The 15,543-nt window shown below is 73.6% G+C and carries 12 protein-coding genes; all 12 read right to left on the bottom strand.

Going from position 1 to position 15,543, the window contains the following annotated elements; genetic code table 11:
• Positions 1-4: 4 nt before the first annotated feature.
• The 12 genes from JOD48_RS01855 to JOD48_RS01800 all read right to left on the bottom strand — a co-directional run bounded on the left by JOD48_RS01855 (position 5) and on the right by JOD48_RS01800 (position 15,469).
• Positions 5-652, bottom strand: coding sequence for a nucleotidyltransferase domain-containing protein (locus tag JOD48_RS01855; RefSeq protein ID WP_204807004.1), 648 nt, complete (start codon positions 650-652; stop codon positions 5-7).
• 290 nt (positions 653-942) lie between these two features.
• Positions 943-3,480 (bottom strand): alpha/beta hydrolase-fold protein, encoded by a 2,538-nt coding sequence (locus JOD48_RS01850; RefSeq protein ID WP_204807002.1) that lies wholly within the window; start codon positions 3,478-3,480, stop codon positions 943-945.
• 77 nt (positions 3,481-3,557) lie between these two features.
• The gene (locus JOD48_RS01845; protein ID WP_204807000.1) at positions 3,558-4,388 is read right to left on the bottom strand and encodes an HpcH/HpaI aldolase/citrate lyase family protein; all 831 of its coding nucleotides are present in this window, start codon (positions 4,386-4,388) and stop codon (positions 3,558-3,560) included.
• On the bottom strand, positions 4,385-5,593 hold the full coding sequence (locus tag JOD48_RS01840; protein ID WP_204806998.1) for a CaiB/BaiF CoA transferase family protein: 1,209 nt from the start codon (positions 5,591-5,593) through the stop codon (positions 4,385-4,387). Before JOD48_RS01840 ends, JOD48_RS01845 begins: the two co-directional genes overlap by 4 nt.
• Positions 5,590-7,641, bottom strand: coding sequence for an SUMF1/EgtB/PvdO family nonheme iron enzyme (locus JOD48_RS01835; protein ID WP_204806996.1), 2,052 nt, complete (start codon positions 7,639-7,641; stop codon positions 5,590-5,592). Before JOD48_RS01835 ends, JOD48_RS01840 begins: the two co-directional genes overlap by 4 nt.
• Positions 7,638-8,591, bottom strand: a complete 954-nt coding sequence (locus JOD48_RS01830) for a ribokinase (RefSeq protein WP_204806984.1) — start codon at positions 8,589-8,591, stop codon at positions 7,638-7,640. Before JOD48_RS01830 ends, JOD48_RS01835 begins: the two co-directional genes overlap by 4 nt.
• Positions 8,588-9,982 (bottom strand): ADP-ribosylglycohydrolase family protein, encoded by a 1,395-nt coding sequence (locus tag JOD48_RS01825; protein ID WP_204806982.1) that lies wholly within the window; start codon positions 9,980-9,982, stop codon positions 8,588-8,590. The genes JOD48_RS01830 and JOD48_RS01825 overlap by 4 nt, the downstream gene beginning before the upstream one ends.
• On the bottom strand, positions 9,979-11,157 hold the full coding sequence (locus tag JOD48_RS01820) for an ADP-ribosylglycohydrolase family protein (RefSeq protein ID WP_204806980.1): 1,179 nt from the start codon (positions 11,155-11,157) through the stop codon (positions 9,979-9,981). The genes JOD48_RS01825 and JOD48_RS01820 overlap by 4 nt, the downstream gene beginning before the upstream one ends.
• Before the next feature lie 107 nt (positions 11,158-11,264).
• Complete coding sequence (locus tag JOD48_RS01815; RefSeq protein ID WP_204806978.1) at positions 11,265-12,551, bottom strand: ABC transporter substrate-binding protein; 1,287 nt, start codon at positions 12,549-12,551, stop codon at positions 11,265-11,267.
• An 80-nt stretch (positions 12,552-12,631) separates the two neighbouring features.
• Positions 12,632-13,459 (bottom strand): carbohydrate ABC transporter permease, encoded by an 828-nt coding sequence (locus tag JOD48_RS01810; protein ID WP_191789933.1) that lies wholly within the window; start codon positions 13,457-13,459, stop codon positions 12,632-12,634.
• A gap of 4 nt (positions 13,460-13,463) precedes the next feature.
• On the bottom strand, positions 13,464-14,432 hold the full coding sequence (locus tag JOD48_RS01805) for a carbohydrate ABC transporter permease (protein WP_204806975.1): 969 nt from the start codon (positions 14,430-14,432) through the stop codon (positions 13,464-13,466).
• Positions 14,429-15,469, bottom strand: coding sequence for a LacI family DNA-binding transcriptional regulator (locus JOD48_RS01800; RefSeq protein WP_191789935.1), 1,041 nt, complete (start codon positions 15,467-15,469; stop codon positions 14,429-14,431). Before JOD48_RS01800 ends, JOD48_RS01805 begins: the two co-directional genes overlap by 4 nt.
• Positions 15,470-15,543: the final 74 nt, after the last annotated feature.

The following is a 15,543-nucleotide window of genomic DNA, read 5'->3' as shown; positions in this document are numbered from 1 at the left end:
CACGTCAGACGACGAGCGGCAGGTGCGCGTGCACCGGTGGGCCCCTGAGCTGTTCGGCGTCACGGGCCCAGCGTTCGAGCACCGGCCAGGCGGCGCCGTGGCTCCACGCGACGAGCTGTGGGGGCGTCGCCAGGTGGACGTCGGCGTCGTTCCCCGTCCATCGCGGGACGTCGCGGTGCAGCCGGTCGAGCAGCTCCGCGGCGATCCACCCTTCCAGGCAGGCCGGGACGACGACGAGCAGGTCGAGGTCGTCGTCGGCGGCACCGTCCCCTCGCGCGGCCGAGCCGACGAGCGCGACGCCGATCTCCGCACGGACCTCGTCGTCCCGCACGACGTCGCACAGCAGGTTCTCGACCTGTCGCCGCAGCTCACGGCACGGGTGGAGCGCCTCGAACAGGCCGTCGATCGCCGGCCAGCACACATGATCGGTGTTGATCCGGTACCACGCGCCGGCCCCCGCGCCCCGACGGTTCACGACCCCCTGCCGCACGAGCCGGGCGAGCGCCTTGCGGACGCCCTCCGACGAACCGGCGTGCGCGACCCGGTGCACCTGCGCTCCCGACAGCTCGTCGTCCTGCCGCGCCCAGAGCCCCCGCAGGACGGCGCCCTCGAGCCCGGGCACGACCGCCGAGACCGGTCGGCTCCAGTCCACGGACTTCCCCCTTCGTGCGGTTCCTCGTGCGCCGTGCCGGACGCCCTGCCTCTCGGCGCCGGTAGCCCGCGTGCACACAGGCGGTGCTGGCTGCGCTGGGGGCGGGGGGTTGTTTCGAGAATCACCCACGATTGTTGGTGATTCTCGAAACAACACCCCCGTCCCCCGCCGAGCGGCGCCCACCGGAGCCCCACCGACCACTGTGTCGCCCGCGGCAGCGGCGCAGGGTGACACGAGGTCGCTCCTGTGGAGAGCCTGCCGAGATCGAGGCGTGTGGACGGCCCGCCGCGTCAGGCCCCGCAGTCCGTCGCCGCGTACGGTGCGAGGACCTCGACCGGCCCTGCCGGCTCGTGCACCGTCACGGTCGCCGCGCCCGCCTCGATCGCCGGCACGCGGGCGGAGAACGTCTGCTGCGCGCTCTTCCCCGCCCCGACCGCCGTGAACTTCTTGGTCCCGAACGGCGTCGACACCGCGACGTCCACGGGGTGGTCGCCGCCGTTGAGAGCCCGCACCGAGACCTGCGCCCTGCCCCCGACGCAGCGCGCCGTCGCCTCGACGACGACCTCGGTCGAAGGCGCCGACGGCCCGGTCGCGAACTCGACCCGGGTCACGAACACATCCCCCGCCCCGGCGTTCACCAGACCGGCCGGCGCCCCGAACGTCAGACCGCTCAGCCACACGCCGTCCGCCCCGGGAGCCGCCGCGGCGAACAGGTTCGCGTCGTCCCACTCGTCGGCCCCGTCGCGCTCACGCGTCCCGAGCTGGGTCACGGCCCCGGGCGTGCCGTCGGCCGCGAGCGCGAGCGTGAACACGTCCACGCCGCCGACGGGCGTCCCCAGCGAACCGTACGTCGTGCCCACGACGAGCACCGTGCCGTCGGCCCCGGCGACACCGGTCACGCCGCGGTCGTCGGTCGCCGTGCCGGTCTGCGTCGTCCACAGGACCTCGCCGCGCGCGTCGAACGCCCGCGCGAACACGTCGTTGTCCCCCGCGGACTCCCCGCCGAGCGCACCGCGCGTGTGCCCCACGGCGACGACCGACCCGTCGGCGCGCGCGACGAGCCCGCTCACCTGGTCGTTGGCCGACGTCGCGACGCCGCGCAGCCACACGAGCTCGCCCGCGCCGTCGTACCGCGCCACCCAGCCGTCGTTGGCGCCGGCACCCTGCGCGCCCGGCATGCCCTGCCCCGCGACCCCGCCCACGTACACGGACCCGTCCGGCCCGGGGGCCACGGCGAGCGCCTTGTCCTCGCCCGGCCCGCCGACCTGGCGCAACCACAGGAGCTCGCCGGTCGCCGACACGCGCCCGACGATCGCGTCCTTGTCGCCCGCGCTCGTCCCGCCAGGGACGGTCCCGCTCGTGTACCCGGCGACGTACGCGCCGCCCGCGCCGTCGGACGAGACGGCGTAGAAGCGGTCGGCCGCGGCGGGGTCGCCCGTCTGGAGCGTCCACGCGCGCTCACCCGCGGCGGTCACGGCCGCGACGAACCCGTCGTCGCGCGACGAGCCCGGGTGCTTCCCGTCGAGGTCGCCCTTGGTGTACCCGGCGACCAGCGTCGTCCCGGAGCGCCCGGCGACCACGCCGTACGCGCGCTCGTCGGCGGCCGTCGCGATCTGGTGCTGCCACTGGGTCGCCCCGTCCGCGTCGCGGCGCGCGAGCACGACGTCGAGGCCGCCCGCGGGCTGCGACCCGGCCCACGCCCCGGCGAGGTTGAGGGCGACGGTCGTGCCGCCGTCGGGCGTGGCGAGGATGCCGCCCGCACGGTCGTCACCCGCGGAGCCGAGCAGCTCGGCGTCCCACGGCACGGTGGGCTCGGTGCGCAGGCGCGAGGAGACGTCGACGATCGCCTCGCGGAACGCGGGCTGCCAGACGTCCCAGTCGTGGCCGCCGTTCATGACCCGCAGCTCGGCCGTGACTCCCGGCACGCGGCGCGCGGTGTTGTAGAGCCGGGCGGACTCGAAGTCGATGTCGTGGCTGGCCTCGGCGGGGTCGGGGTTGGCCCACTCGTCGTCGCCGACCGCGACGAACAGGTGCACGGGCAGGGCCGGGTCGAGCGCGGCGAGCGCCGCCGGGTACGAGAGCTCGGTGTACCGCTCGGGCGAGAACAGCTCGTGCCCGACGCCGTAGCCCCCGTGGTCACGGACGGAGGAGTCCGCGGGAGGCTGCGGGACGTACACCGCGGGGCTCAGCACGATGCCCGCCGAGAACTCGTCCTGGTGCGCGAGGGTCAGGCGCAGCGCGCCCGCCCCTCCCATCGAGTAGCCGCCGACGGCGCGCGCCTCACGGTCGGCGACGGTCCGGTAGGTCGCGTCGACGTGCCCGACCAGGTCGCGCGTGAGCGCGGTCTCGACCTGGAAGCCGGCACCAGTACCGCCGCCGGGTCCAGCACCGTCAGCGCCCTCGTACGCCGAGTCGGTGTACCAGTTCCCCCGGTCGTTCCAGGGCGCGTCGGGCATGACCACGACCAGGGGCTGGATCGCCTCGGTGCCGATGAGCTCGTCGAGGTCGGTCGCGACGCGCTGCCACGCGGCCTGCGTGTCGCCGCGCCCGTGCAGCAGGTAGACGGTCGGGTAGCGCTGCTCGGCGTCCTCGTCGTAGCCCGGCGGGAGGTACACCGTGTAGTCGACGGCGCCGCCCGCGCCGAGCGCCTCCGAGGGCGCGCTGCCGGGCACGAGCGTGCCCTGCTCGGCGGCCGCGACAGGTCCGGCCACGGCGAGCGGGAGCCCGACGACGGCGCCGCCCGCTCCCACCACCCCGGCCAGGAGCGCGGCGATCCGCCGTCGCGAGCGGGGCGCGCGCGGGGGCGTCGCCGGGAGTGCTGTGGTCATGGTTCTCTCCTTTGAGAAGCGTGATCGGGGCCGCGCGGGTCAGACCGGCCCGGTGCGTGCGGACGGGTGGTGCAGGGTCAGTGCGGGGTCTCCCCCGCGACCGCGAGGACCGAGCGCGCGCGCTCGACCATCGCGACGTCGAGGAACGTGCCGTCGGGGAGCGCGATCGCCCCGACCCCGCGCGCGGCCGCGGTGCCGACGCGGTCGAGCACCTCGCGCGCTCGCGACACCTCGTCGGTGCTCGGGAGGAACGCCTCGCGGATGGGGTCGAGCTGGACGGGGTGGATCGCGGTGCGCCCCAGGAAGCCGAGCGCACGGCCCGCGCGGCACGAGGCCACGAGCCCGTCGAGGTCCTTGACGTGCGTGTACGCCGACATGGACGGCGACGGCAGTCCGGCGGCCCGCGCCGCGACCACGAGGCGGCTGCGCACCCAGGCTAGCGCGCCGTCGTCGTCCACGCGCAGGTCCGAGCGCAGGTCGGCCTCGCCCAGCCCGACCGACGCCACCTGGGGCGAGGCGGACGCGATCTCGAATGCGCGCTCGACCCCGAGCGCCGACTCGATCAGCAGGTGCAGGTCGCGCCCGGGCAGCGCGGCGGCGAGGTCGCGGACCTCGTCGGCCGACTCGACCTTGGGCACGCGAGCCCCCACGGCGCGTGGCAGCATCGCGACCGCCACGACGTCGTCGGCGTGCCAGGGCGTGCCGCGCTGGTTGACGCGCACCTGGACCCGGCGCGAGACCTCGGCCAGCAGCGCGACGGCCGAGGCGCGCGCGGACTCCTTGGCCGCCGGGGCGACCGCGTCCTCGAGGTCGACGATCACGACGTCGGCCGACGTCGCGAACGCCTTGGCGACGCGGTCGGGCCGGTCTCCCGGGGCGTAGAGCAGCGTGAGCGGCGGGGTGCTCATACGGCCCCCGCCTCCCGCAGCGCGGCGACGCGCTCGGCGTCGAAGCCCAGCTCGCCCAGCACCTCGTCGGTGTCGGCGCCGTGCGCACGGCCCGTGAACCCGATGACGCCGTCGTGGTCCGAGAGCCGGAACAGCGGGCCCTGCATGAGCATGGGCCCGAGGTCGGGGTCCTCGATCTCGTGGAGCGTGCCGAGCGCCTGGAATTGCGGGTCGCCCACGATGTCCTGCGCGTCGTAGATGGGCGCGACCGCGGCCTGCGCCTCCTCGAACGCCGCCACGACCTCGTCGCGCGTGCGCTGCGCGATCCAGCCGCCCACGGCCGCGTCGAGCTCGTCGGCGTGCTGGGCGCGCTCGGCCCCCACCGCGAACCACGGCTCGTCGATGACCTCGGGGTGCCCGACGAGGCGCATGACGCGCTCGGCGATCGACTGCGCCGAGGTCGAGACCGCGACCCACTGGCCGTCGCTCGTGCGGTACGTGTTGCGCGGCGCGTTGTTCGCCGAGCGGTTGCCCGTGCGCGGCTGCACGGTCCGCAGCTGGTCCCACCGCGTGATCTGGGGCCCGAGCATCGCGAGGATGGGCTCGATGATCGCGGTGTCGACGACCTGGCCGCGCCCCGTGCGCTCACGGCTCTGGAGCGCGACCATGACCGCGAACGCGGTCGCGAGCGACGCGACGCCGTCCGCGAGGCCGAACGGCGGCAGGGTCGGCGGGCCGTCTGCCTCGCCCGTCATGGCCGCGAACCCGCTCATGGCCTCGGCGAGCGTCCCGAACCCGGGCCGCGACCGGTACGGCCCCACCTGCCCGAACCCGCTGATGCGCGCGAGCACGAGGCGTGGGTTGTGCGCCGAGAGCTCGTCGTAGCCCAGGCCCCAGCGCTCGAGCGTCCCGGGACGGAAGTTCTCGATCACGACGTCGGCCTCTGCTGCGAGCGCCAGGAAGACCTCGCGCCCGCCGTCGCTCGACAGGTTGACGGTCACGGCGCGCTTGTTGCGCCCGAGCGTCTTCCACCAGAGGTTGACGCCGTCCTTCGAGGCGCCGTGCCCGCGCGAGGGGTCGGGCTTGGTGGGGTGCTCGACCTTGATCACGTCGGCCCCCATGTCGCCCAGGTGCATGGCCGCCATGGGCCCCGCGAAGAGCGTCGAGGCGTCGACGACCTTGAGCCCCGCGAGCGCTCCGTCCTGCGGGTTGCGCGAGACGGTCATGCCGTCACCTCCACGGTCCACGCGCAGCGGAAGCCGATGCTCGCGCTGCGCGCCAGACCCAGACCAGGCAGGAGCAGCTTGGCGCTGAACTCGGGGCGCTGGACGCCGCCGTCGAAGTACCACTCGGAACCGGTCGACTCGTGGTCCGCACCGCCCTTGAGCATGACGTACCGCGTGCGGCCGTCGCTGTGCTCGCTCTCCGTCCAGTTCCACACGACGGGCGCGCCGCGCAGCAGGCCGCCCGTCTCCCCCGCGAGCTGCCACTCGTCCTCGCTCGGGAGGCGGCCTCCGCGCCACGCGCTGTAGGCGCGCGCGTCGTCGAGGTCGACGAACGTCACGGGCTCGTCCTCGCGCCCCGCGGGCGGTCGCCCGTCCACCCAGTGTGCGAGGAACCGGTGCCGGGTGGCCGGTCGGTAGCCCGTGGCGTCGACGAACGCCGCGAACTGCGCGTTGGTGACCTCGGTCGCCGCGACCGCGACGGGAGCGGCGAGCTCGCCGTCGCGCTGGAGCGTGCGCGGGTCGTGCAGGCGCGGCGCGAGGGGCTTCCACTCCTCGACGTACGGCGCGCCCTGGTACATCCCGGTCTCGCGGGCGCGGTAGCGCACGGTCAGGACGTAGGGCCCCGCAGGCACGACGACGGCGCTCGCCTCCGCGTCCCGGCCCGGCCCGGTCCCGGCGTGGGTCGGTGCGCCGTCGGCCCAGGATGCCGGGACCTCCGGCACGATCCGGCGCGCGAGGCGGTGCGGGAACCGTGCGTCGGCGCTGGGCGCGTGGCGGCGCATGTCCTCGACCAGGCCGGGGAGCCAGTCGGGCTCCTCGGCGCCGGGGGCGACGTGCACGAGCGCGGCGATGCCGCGCCCCGGGATCACTGGTCCGGTCAGGTCGATCACGCGCCCGGCGGGCGCGCCGGTGAGCACCGGTCCCGTGTAGTCCTGCTCGCTGCGGTTGACGAGCGTCCACACCGAGACGCCCTCGTGCGAGAAGAGGGACGCGTGCACGCCCGCCTCGCGCGCCTCGGGGGCGAGGTCCGTGAGCGGGGTCCACTCGCCGTCGAGCAGCAGGTCCTTGGCAGCGCGCTGGACCGTGACCATACGGCGCAGGGTCGCGGCGTCGCGCTCGCTCCACCCGACCCACACCCCGAACACGACCTCCCACACCATGACGCCCACGCCGTTGATCCAGGCGGACTGCAGCTCGTCGGTGTGGTCGCGGTTCCAGCGGCGCACGTGGTGCTGCATGTGGCGGCGCTCGTACCAGTGCGCGCGCAGCACGCCCGGCACGGGCGAGTCGGCGAAGAACTGCGCCCACGACGACGAGTGGTCCTCGATGCGCTCGACCGCGAGCTTGGACTCGCCCTCCAGCACGATGCCCGGCCGGGCGGCCTCGAGCCGCTCGACGAGCTCGGGCTCGGCCTTCTTGAGCGTGTCGAGGAAGACGCCGTCCGCGGGAAGGTCCGCGACGACCGCGGCGAGCTCGGTCAGGTCGTCCTCGCCGCGGCGCGTGCCCGTGTCCCACGGGTTGAAGTCGACGAACACGTGCAGGCCTGCGGCGTGCAGGGTCGCGACCAGGCCGTCCGGCCCCGTGAGGCCCGGGACGTCGCGGTAGAAGTCCCACTGGTTGCGGTCGTCGATCCCGATCACCGGGTACGCGTGCCACAGCACCACGGCGTCGAGGTCCGCGAAGCGCTCGCGCGCGTCGGCCAGGAAGCGTTCGGGCGTGAAGCGGTTCTCCTCGAACGAGTAGAGCAGCTCGTCCCACAGCCAGACCTGCGCGATCGTGAAGCAGCTCGCGGCCCACGCGGCCTGGGGACGCTCGTACACGGCGCCCGTGAAGCCGTGGCGCTCGCGCGCGTCGGTGCGCCACGCCTCGAGCCGCTCGCGCCACGCGGCCCACTGCGCCGGGTCGTCGGGCGCGGCGAAGATCTTCGCCTGGTCGAGCGCGGCGAGATCCTGCGTGGCGTCGGCGGTGGCACCGGTGGCGGCGTCGAGCGGGACGACCGTCGGGAGGTCGATGGGGCGGGGGACGAGCGGGTCGAACGTGTAGCTCATGGCTGCTGCTCCGAGTGCGCGAAGGTGGTGACCTCGTCGGCCGTGGGCACGGCGTCCTGGGCGCCGGGCCGGGTCACGGCCAGGGCGCCTGCGAACGAGGCGGTCCGGGCGGCGTCCACGAGGGTGGACCCGCCCGCGAGAGCGGCGGCGAGCACGCCGCAGAAGGTGTCGCCCGCGCCGGTCGTGTCGACGGCGTCGACGCGCGGGGCCGGGACGCGGACGGGGGCCGAGCCACGCTGGGCGACCAGGCACCCTGCACCGCCGAGCGTCACGACGACGGCGGGCACCCTGGCGAGCAGGGTCGCGGCCAGGTGCTCGGCGGCGTCGACGGGGTCCGTGGGGGCGGCGGCCTCCCCCGCGAGGTCGCGCGCCTCGTGCTCGTTGACGATCAGCAGGTCGAGCGCGGCCCACATCTCGTCGGGCAGGTCGCGGGACGGTGCGGCGTTGAGCGCGAGCACAGCCCCCGGCCTGCGAGCGGCACCCGCGGCGAGGACGACGTCGAGCGGGATCTCGAGCTGCGCCAGGACGACGTCCGCGGCGCCGATCCGCTCGGCCTGCTCCGGGCCGATACGCACGTGGGAGTTCGCCCCCGGGGCGACGACGATCGCGTTCTCGCCGTCGGGCGAGACCGTGATGAGCGCGGTGCCCGTGGGGGCCGCAGTGCGCTCGACGAGGTCGGTGCGCACCCCTGCGCCGTCGAGCGAGGCGAGCAGCAGCTCGCCCGACTCGTCGCGGCCGAGGGCTCCGACGAAGGTCGTGTCGGCGCCGCCCGCCCGGGCCGCGGCGACGGCCTGGTTGGCCCCCTTGCCGCCGGGGCTGCGGCGCAGGTCGCCGCCGAGGATCGTCTCGCCGCCGCCGGGGTGCCGGGGGACGTCGACCACGAGGTCGACGTTGGCCGAGCCGACGACGACGACGCTCCCCCGGCGGTGCGCGCTCGGGTCGGGGCTCATGCGCCGGCCCCCGCAGTGTCGGCAGTGTCGGCCGCAGGGACCACCGCTTCCGTGAGCCGCAGCGCGAGCGTTCGCGCCGCGAGGTCGTCGATGCGCTGCTCCCCGCCGGGGAGCGAGGTCGCGATGCGACCGTCGAGCGGCGCGGTCCACCGCTCCCCGATCCCGTCGGTCCCGAGCAGGGCACCGACGACGCCCCCCACGGTCGCGGCGGCCGAGTCGGTGTCCCAGCCCGCGGTGACCGCGATCGAGACGCTCGACCCGAAGTCCCCCGCACCCTTGGTCAGGGCGTAGGCGATCACGGCCGCGTTGTTGAGCACGTGGACCCAGTGCAGGTCCCCGTACGCGGCGTGGATCCGGTCAAGACCGACGCTCACGTCGCCGTCCTGCGCGGCCTCGCGGCCCAGGCGGACGGCCTGCGCGATCCGGCTGTCCGGGGGCAGCACGGTGTGCGCCGCGTCGAGCACGTCCTCGACGCTCGCGCAGACCATCGAGGCCGATGCGAGCGCAGCCGCCCACATGGCGCCGTAGACGCCGTTGCGCGTGTGGCTCAGGCGCGCGTCGACCCATGCGAGGTACGCCGCGCTCCGGACGTCTCCCGGGGCGACCCACCCGAGCACGTCGGTGCGGATGAGCGCACCGATCCACTCGCGGAACGGGTTCTGGTGCGTCGCGGTCTCGGGCACGGGACGCGCGTCGAGGATGTTGCGGTACGCCGCGCGCTCCGCGGTGAAGACGCGCCCCGCGGGCAGGTTGTCGAGCCAGAGCTGGGCGACGTCGTCGGTCGTGAAGCCCGTGCCGTGCTTCTCGAGCAGGGCGAGCGCGAGGATCGGGTAGTTGAGGTCGTCGTCCTCGGGCATCCCGTCGATGTTCTCCTCGAGCGAGGTCGGGGCGCTGCGCCGGTTCCAGGGCCAGCGCGCCGCGACGTCCTCGGGGAGCCCGACCGCCGTGAACCACGTGGCCAGGGGCCAGCGGCCCGTCGCCCGCAGGATCTCCTCGATGCCCTGGCGCGGGATCTTCTCGACGGGCTTGCCCAGGAGGCACCCTGCCGAGCGTCCGGTCCAGGCGCCGTGCACGCGGCGGGCGAGCTCGTCGTCGGGCACCGTGGGGAGAGCCGGGGGTGCTGGGAGGAGCGCGGCGATCTGCGCCCACCCGTCCGGCTCGGCCGGGGCCGGCGCCGCGGACAGGGCGTCGAGCTCGTCGAGGAGCTCGCGCGCCAGGGTGCGCAGCGCCGGGGGCGCGGGCACGGGGCCCGCGCCGCTCACGGCCGGGACGACGTCGCCGCCCGCCGCGGTCCATCGTGCGACGACCGCGGAGACGTCCTTGCCCTCGATGGTCGACTGGACGAGCTCGTGCGCGAGCAGGTCCTCGGGCTGGGCCCAGGTGAGTCTCACGCCGAGGCTCCCACCGTCGCGGCCTCGATCTCGTCGAGGGCCAGGAGGCGAGCCTTCGCGGCCTCGCGGTCGGCGCGCAGGATGTCGCCCGCGACCTGCCCCATGAGGCGTCCGGTCGCGCGGACGTCGGTCCGGCTCGCGCGCTCGATCTCGTCGAGCCACTCGGTCGGCACGACCTCGGTCCCGCCGAGCCCGGCCGTGATCGCCCCTGCCATGACCGCGATCGAGTCGGCGTCGCGCCCGTAGTTGACCGCGCCGAGCACCGCACCGCGGAAGTCGCCGCGGTGGCCCAGCACGAACCCGAGCGCGGCGGGCAGCTCCTCGATGGCCTTGGTGCGCGAGGGGCGACGGGCGTCCATCGACATCTGCCGGTACTCGGGGCCCACCGAGTCGAAGGGCGCCACGACCTCGCGGATCCTGCGCGCCAGGGCGCGCTCCTCCTCGTCGGTCGTGGGGACCGTGGTCCAGCCGTCGAACGCGTCGACGACCGCGCGCAGCGCGGCGAGCGTCCCGTCGTGCGCGACGTCGAGCGCGGCGGCCACGACGTCCTCGACGCTCGCACCGGGCGCGACCGCCGCCGCGACCATGGCCGCGAACACGCCCGCGGCCTCACGGCCGTAGCTCGCCTGGTGGGCGCCGGTCAGGTCGATCGCCTCGGCGTACGCGCCGCGCGGGTCGCCCGCGTTGGCCAGCCCCACGGGGGCCACGTACATGGCCGCGCCGCAGTTGACGATGTTCCCGACGCCCGCCTCGCGAGGGTCGACGTGCCCGTAGTGGAGGCGCGCGACGATCCACTTCTCCGCGAGGAACACACGCTGCAGCAGCAGGGCGGTCGACTCGAGCTCGGGGATCCAGCGGGGCTCGCCGATCATGAGCGGGACCAGGTCCTCGGCCACGGCGTACGCGTCGAGGTGCGCGCGGCGCTTGGCGTAGACCTCGACGAGCGCCTGCGTCATGAGGGTGTCGTCCGTGATGTGGCCGTCGCCCTTGTGGTACGGCGCGATGGGGCGGGCGTCCTGCCAGTTCGGGTAGAACGGCCCGACGATGCCCGTGACCCGTCCGCCGTGGCGCTCCTCGATCTGCTCCGGGGTCCACCCCTCGGTCGCCCCACCCAGCGCGTCGCCGACGGCTGCGCCGGTGATCACCGCCACTGCCTTCTCGTCCAGCCAGCTCACGAGGTCACTCCCTGTCGTTCGTCGTTCTGCGTCCGGGCGACTCGCGGCCACCCGTGGTCGTCGTCCGTGCGGACGGCCGGTCTGCCCGGCCGTCCGCACGGGTTGCACTACTTGGTGATCTCTTCCCAGCCGGCCGTCAGCTCGGTCGCCACGCCGTCGGCGTCGATCTCCTGCGCGAGGAAGCGCTGGTAGGCCGGCGTCGCGACCGTGTCCTTCCACTGCGCGTAGGCGTCGACGAAGAGGTACGGCGCGGACACGAGGTGCTGGCCCGAGGAGAGGATGACGTCCCAGCCGTTCTCGGTGCCGAGCTTGGCCGCGAGGGCCTCCTGCGCGGACGTCGTCGCGGGGATGAGGGCGTCGGCCTCGTTGAGGGCGGCCAGGTTGTCGGTCTGCGTGAAGAACTCGATGAACTCCGCGGACTCCTCGACGTGCTCGGAGTCGATGTTCACGGACAGGGTCTGCGGGTTGGCGGCCTGCTGGGCGCCCTCCGACCCCTCGAGCGGCGGGAGCACGATCCAGTCGAAGCCCTCGGGGGCGTCGGTCGCGATGTTCGCGGCCTGGAACGAGCCCTGGATCGTCATGGCGACCTGCCCGGCGTAGAACGTCGCGAGCGTCTCCGAACCGGTCTGGCTCAGGGTCACGGGCAGGATCGACTTGTCTTCGAACGCCATGGCGTCCACGAGGTTCGGCACGGCCATCTCGCCCTCGCCGACCGTCAGCGTGGCGTCCGCGCCGCTGCCCTCGAAGTAGGTGCCGCCGAAGCCCGGCGCGAAGGACATGTACGCGGCGGTGGGGCTCTTGAGCCCCCAGCCCAGGCCGTACGTGCCGTCCTTGGTCGTGGCCTGCGCGATCGAGCGCATCTCGTCCCACGTCATGGTCTCGCCCGTGGGGATCGCGACACCTGCGGCGTCGAGCAGCGTCTTGTTCGCGAACACCATGTAGGACTGGAGCTCGGTGGGGTACGCGATGACCTTGTCGTCGACCGTGACCGCGTCGAGGATGCCCTCGGGGACGTCCGCGCGGAACTCGTCGGACATGTACTCGGAGAGGTCGGCCAGGTAGCCGTCCGCCGCGAAGGGCACGATGCTCGCGGCCTCGTAGTGGATGATGTCCGGCGCCGCACCACCGTTGAACTGCGTGATGAGCTTGTCGTAGATGCCGTCCCACCCTGCGGGGACGATCTCGACCTGGACGTCGGGGTTGGCCTCGTTCCAGTCGGAGACGATGCTCTCGGTCGCGGCGATGGCCGCGGGCTGGTCGGACAGCGACTGGAACTTCAGCGTGATCGGGCCGGAGTCTCCACCGGCGTCGCTGTCTCCGCCGCTTCCGCAAGCGGTGAGGAACAGGGTGCCGATCGTGAGGCATGCGGCGATGGACGCACCACGAGTCTTCATGTGTCTGCCTTTCTGAGGCGTGGGGGTCGTGCGGGTGGGGTGGGTGGGACGGGTTCCGTCGAGGCGGGGGCGCACTGCGCTCACCCCTTGACGGCACCGGACAGGAGTCCGCCGGTGAGCCTTTTCTGCATGATCGAGAAGAAGACGATGCTCGGGATCGCGGCCAGCACGGCGCCCGCCGCGAGCGGGCCGAGGGCGACCTTGCCCTCGCCGCCGATGAACATCTTGAGCGTGATCGGCAGCGTGTAGTTCTCGGGCGACTGGAGCAGCACGAGCGCGAAGAAGAACTCGTTCCACGACGACACGAAGCTGAACATCGCGGTCGCGACGACGCCCGGCATGAGGAGCGGGAAGACGATCTGGCGGAGCACCGTCAGGCGGCTCGCGCCGTCCATCGAGCCCGCCTCCTCGAGCTCGATCGGGATCGAGCTCACGTAGCCCTGCAGCATCCACAGTGCGAACGGCAGCGTGTACGTCGTGTGCACCAGGGTCAGGCCGACCAGGCTGTCGGTCAGGCCGATGGTCCGCAGGATGAGGAACAGCGGCAGGATGATGAGGATGACGGGGAAGACCTGGCTGACCAGGATCCACCCGACGCCCATGCCGCGAACCAGGCCCTTGAGCCGGGCGAGGACGTACGCGCCGGGCAGCGCGATGAGGAGCACGAGCGCGGTCGAGACGAGCGCGACGATCGCGGAGTTCCACGCCGAGCGCACGAGTCCCTGGCGCTCGAGCGCGGCCGAGTAGTTGCCGAGCTCGATGTCCTGCGGGATCAGGCTCACGCTGAGCGAGTTGAGCTCTCCCGACGACTTGAGCGACGCCGAGATGAGCCACAGCAGCGGGAAGCCGAGGAAGACGATGTAGAAGGCCAGTGCCACGTACTGGGCGGGCCGGACGAGATGACGCATCAGATCACTTCCCCGTGCTGTCGCGGTCTTGGCGGAACTGGGACCACAGGTAGATCGCGAGCAGGAGGACGACGACGACCACGAGCACGACGCCCATGGCGGCCGCGTAGCCGATGTTCCTGTTCTTGAACGCCTCGAGGTACGTGTAGAGCATCGGCAGCATGGTGCGGCCGCCCGGTCCGCCCTCGGTCAGCACGTAGACCAGGGAGAACGAGTTGAAGTTCCAGATGAAGTTGAGCGAGGTGATCGACGTGATGATCGGGCGCAGGCTCGGGAGCGTGACCGCGGTGAAGCGGCGCCAGGCGTTCGCGCCGTCGATCGCCGCGGCCTCGTGGAGCTCGTCGGGGATCTGCTGGAGCCCGGCGAGCAGCGTCACGGTGGTCTGCGGCATGCCGACCCAGATGCCCACGACGATCACTGCCGGCAGCGCGGTCGAGAAGTCCGCGAGCCAGTTGATGTCGTCGGGCAGCCCCACGCTGCCGAGGAACGCGTTGAGCGGCCCCGCGTTGGGCGAGTAGATCATCCGCCACATGATCGCGACGACCACGGGCGGCATGGCCCACGGGATGAGCGCGAGCACGCGGGTCAGGCCCTGGAGCTTGAGGTCGGAGTTGAGCAGGAGCGCGAGGCCCATGGCCGCGACGAGCTGGAGCAGCGTCACGGACACGGCCCAGATCATGCCGATGCGGAACGAGTCCCAGAAGAAGGAGTTGTCGGCGAGCCGGACGAAGTTGTCCATCCCGACGAACGCGTACTCGGGGTTGCGCACGAGGCGGGCGTCGGTGAACGCGAGGCCGACGCCGACCAGGAGGGGCGCGACGCTCAGGACGAGGATGGGCAGCAGCGACGGGATGACGAGGGCGATGGCCTCGCGCCGCTTCGAGCGGGCCATCCCTCCGGTCCGGCGCGGCTTCTGCCGCTGGGGTGCGGGGGCGGTCGGTCGGGGGCCGGCCTCCACGGTGGGGGCTGTCATGACTTCTCTCCGTCGAGTGCGTCGGTCGGTCGGGTGGATTCGCGGACGAGGAGGGTCGGCCCCACGTCCACGTGCCGGGTCTCCTGGTCGCTGCCCTCGACCAGTCCGAGCAGGAGCTGGGCGGCCCGCCGACCACGTTCGGCGGACCCCAGGGAGACGCTCGTGAGGCTCGGGTAGAAGACACGGCCGATCTCGGTGTCGTCCATGCCGGTCACGGCGAGGTCGGTGGGGACGTCGAGGCCGCTCTGGCGGGCCGCGTGCATCGCGCCGATCGCGAGCAGGTCGTTGGCCGCGACGATCGCGTCGAGACCGCCGCGGGCGGCGTTGCGCTCGATGAGCGTGCGCGTGGCGGCGAGGCCGGCGGCGACCGTGAAGTCCTCGGCGATCTCGACGTCGACGTGCTCGGCGGCGAACCCCGGGGCGGCGACGGCGGCGTCGAAGCCGCGCTGGCGGGCCTCGCCGGGGGTCGTGTCGAGGGGGCCGTTGAGGAACGCGATGCGGCGGCGGCCGATATCGAGCAGGTGGGTCACGGCCTGGCCGATCCCGCCTGCCGAGTCGGTCGAGACCGAGTCGATGCCGTGGGCGCCGAGCGACCGGCCGATCACGACGACCGGCACCGCGGACTCGTGGATCGCGCGGACGAGCTCCTCGCTCATGCGCAGGGGGCTCAGGACGATCCCGTCGACCATGCCGTTCGCGAGGCTGCGCACGAGGTCCGTGGTGGACTCCGCCGTGTCGCCCGTGGTCGTCACGACGACCCGGTAGCCGTAGGGCGCGATGACCGCGTGGATCGCGGACATCATCTCGACGTAGACCTGGTTGCCGATGTCGGCGACCGCGAAGGCGATCTGGAACGTGCGGCGCATGCGCAGGGAGCGGCCGACGGCGTCCGGGCTGTACCCGAGCTCGTCGGCGGCGGCGCGCACGCGCTCGACCATGGCCTTGCTCGCGCCGGAGCCGTGCAGCGCTCGGGAGGTCGAGGCGAGGGACACCCCTGCGCGCTCGGCGACCTCGTTCAACGTTGCACGTGGTGCCATCGGTTCCTGCCCTCTCCGTCGAAGGTGGTGCGGAAGATCTCGATTTGGAAACGTTTCCAACGCAGCGGTGCGAA

The organism is Oerskovia paurometabola (assembly GCF_016907365.1).
Lineage (GTDB): Bacteria > Actinomycetota > Actinomycetes > Actinomycetales > Cellulomonadaceae > Oerskovia > Oerskovia paurometabola.
This window is presented reverse-complemented; position numbering and strand designations above follow the sequence as displayed.

What these genes read in the sequence shown, in the direction of transcription:
- JOD48_RS01835 (WP_204806996.1), bottom strand. Translation starts at nt 7,641, where the DNA reads ATGAGCTACACGTTCGACCCGCTCGTCCCCCGCCCCATCGACCTCCCG.
- JOD48_RS01845 (WP_204807000.1), bottom strand. Translation starts at nt 4,388, where the DNA reads ATGAGCACCCCGCCGCTCACGCTGCTCTACGCCCCGGGAGACCGGCCC.
- JOD48_RS01800 (WP_191789935.1), bottom strand. Translation starts at nt 15,469, where the DNA reads ATGGCACCACGTGCAACGTTGAACGAGGTCGCCGAGCGCGCAGGGGTG.
- JOD48_RS01810 (WP_191789933.1), bottom strand. Translation starts at nt 13,459, where the DNA reads ATGCGTCATCTCGTCCGGCCCGCCCAGTACGTGGCACTGGCCTTCTAC.
- JOD48_RS01850 (WP_204807002.1), bottom strand. Translation starts at nt 3,480, where the DNA reads ATGACCACAGCACTCCCGGCGACGCCCCCGCGCGCGCCCCGCTCGCGA.
- JOD48_RS01805 (WP_204806975.1), bottom strand. Translation starts at nt 14,432, where the DNA reads ATGACAGCCCCCACCGTGGAGGCCGGCCCCCGACCGACCGCCCCCGCA.
- JOD48_RS01840 (WP_204806998.1), bottom strand. Translation starts at nt 5,593, where the DNA reads ATGACCGTCTCGCGCAACCCGCAGGACGGAGCGCTCGCGGGGCTCAAG.
- JOD48_RS01830 (WP_204806984.1), bottom strand. Translation starts at nt 8,591, where the DNA reads ATGAGCCCCGACCCGAGCGCGCACCGCCGGGGGAGCGTCGTCGTCGTC.
- JOD48_RS01815 (WP_204806978.1), bottom strand. Translation starts at nt 12,551, where the DNA reads ATGAAGACTCGTGGTGCGTCCATCGCCGCATGCCTCACGATCGGCACC.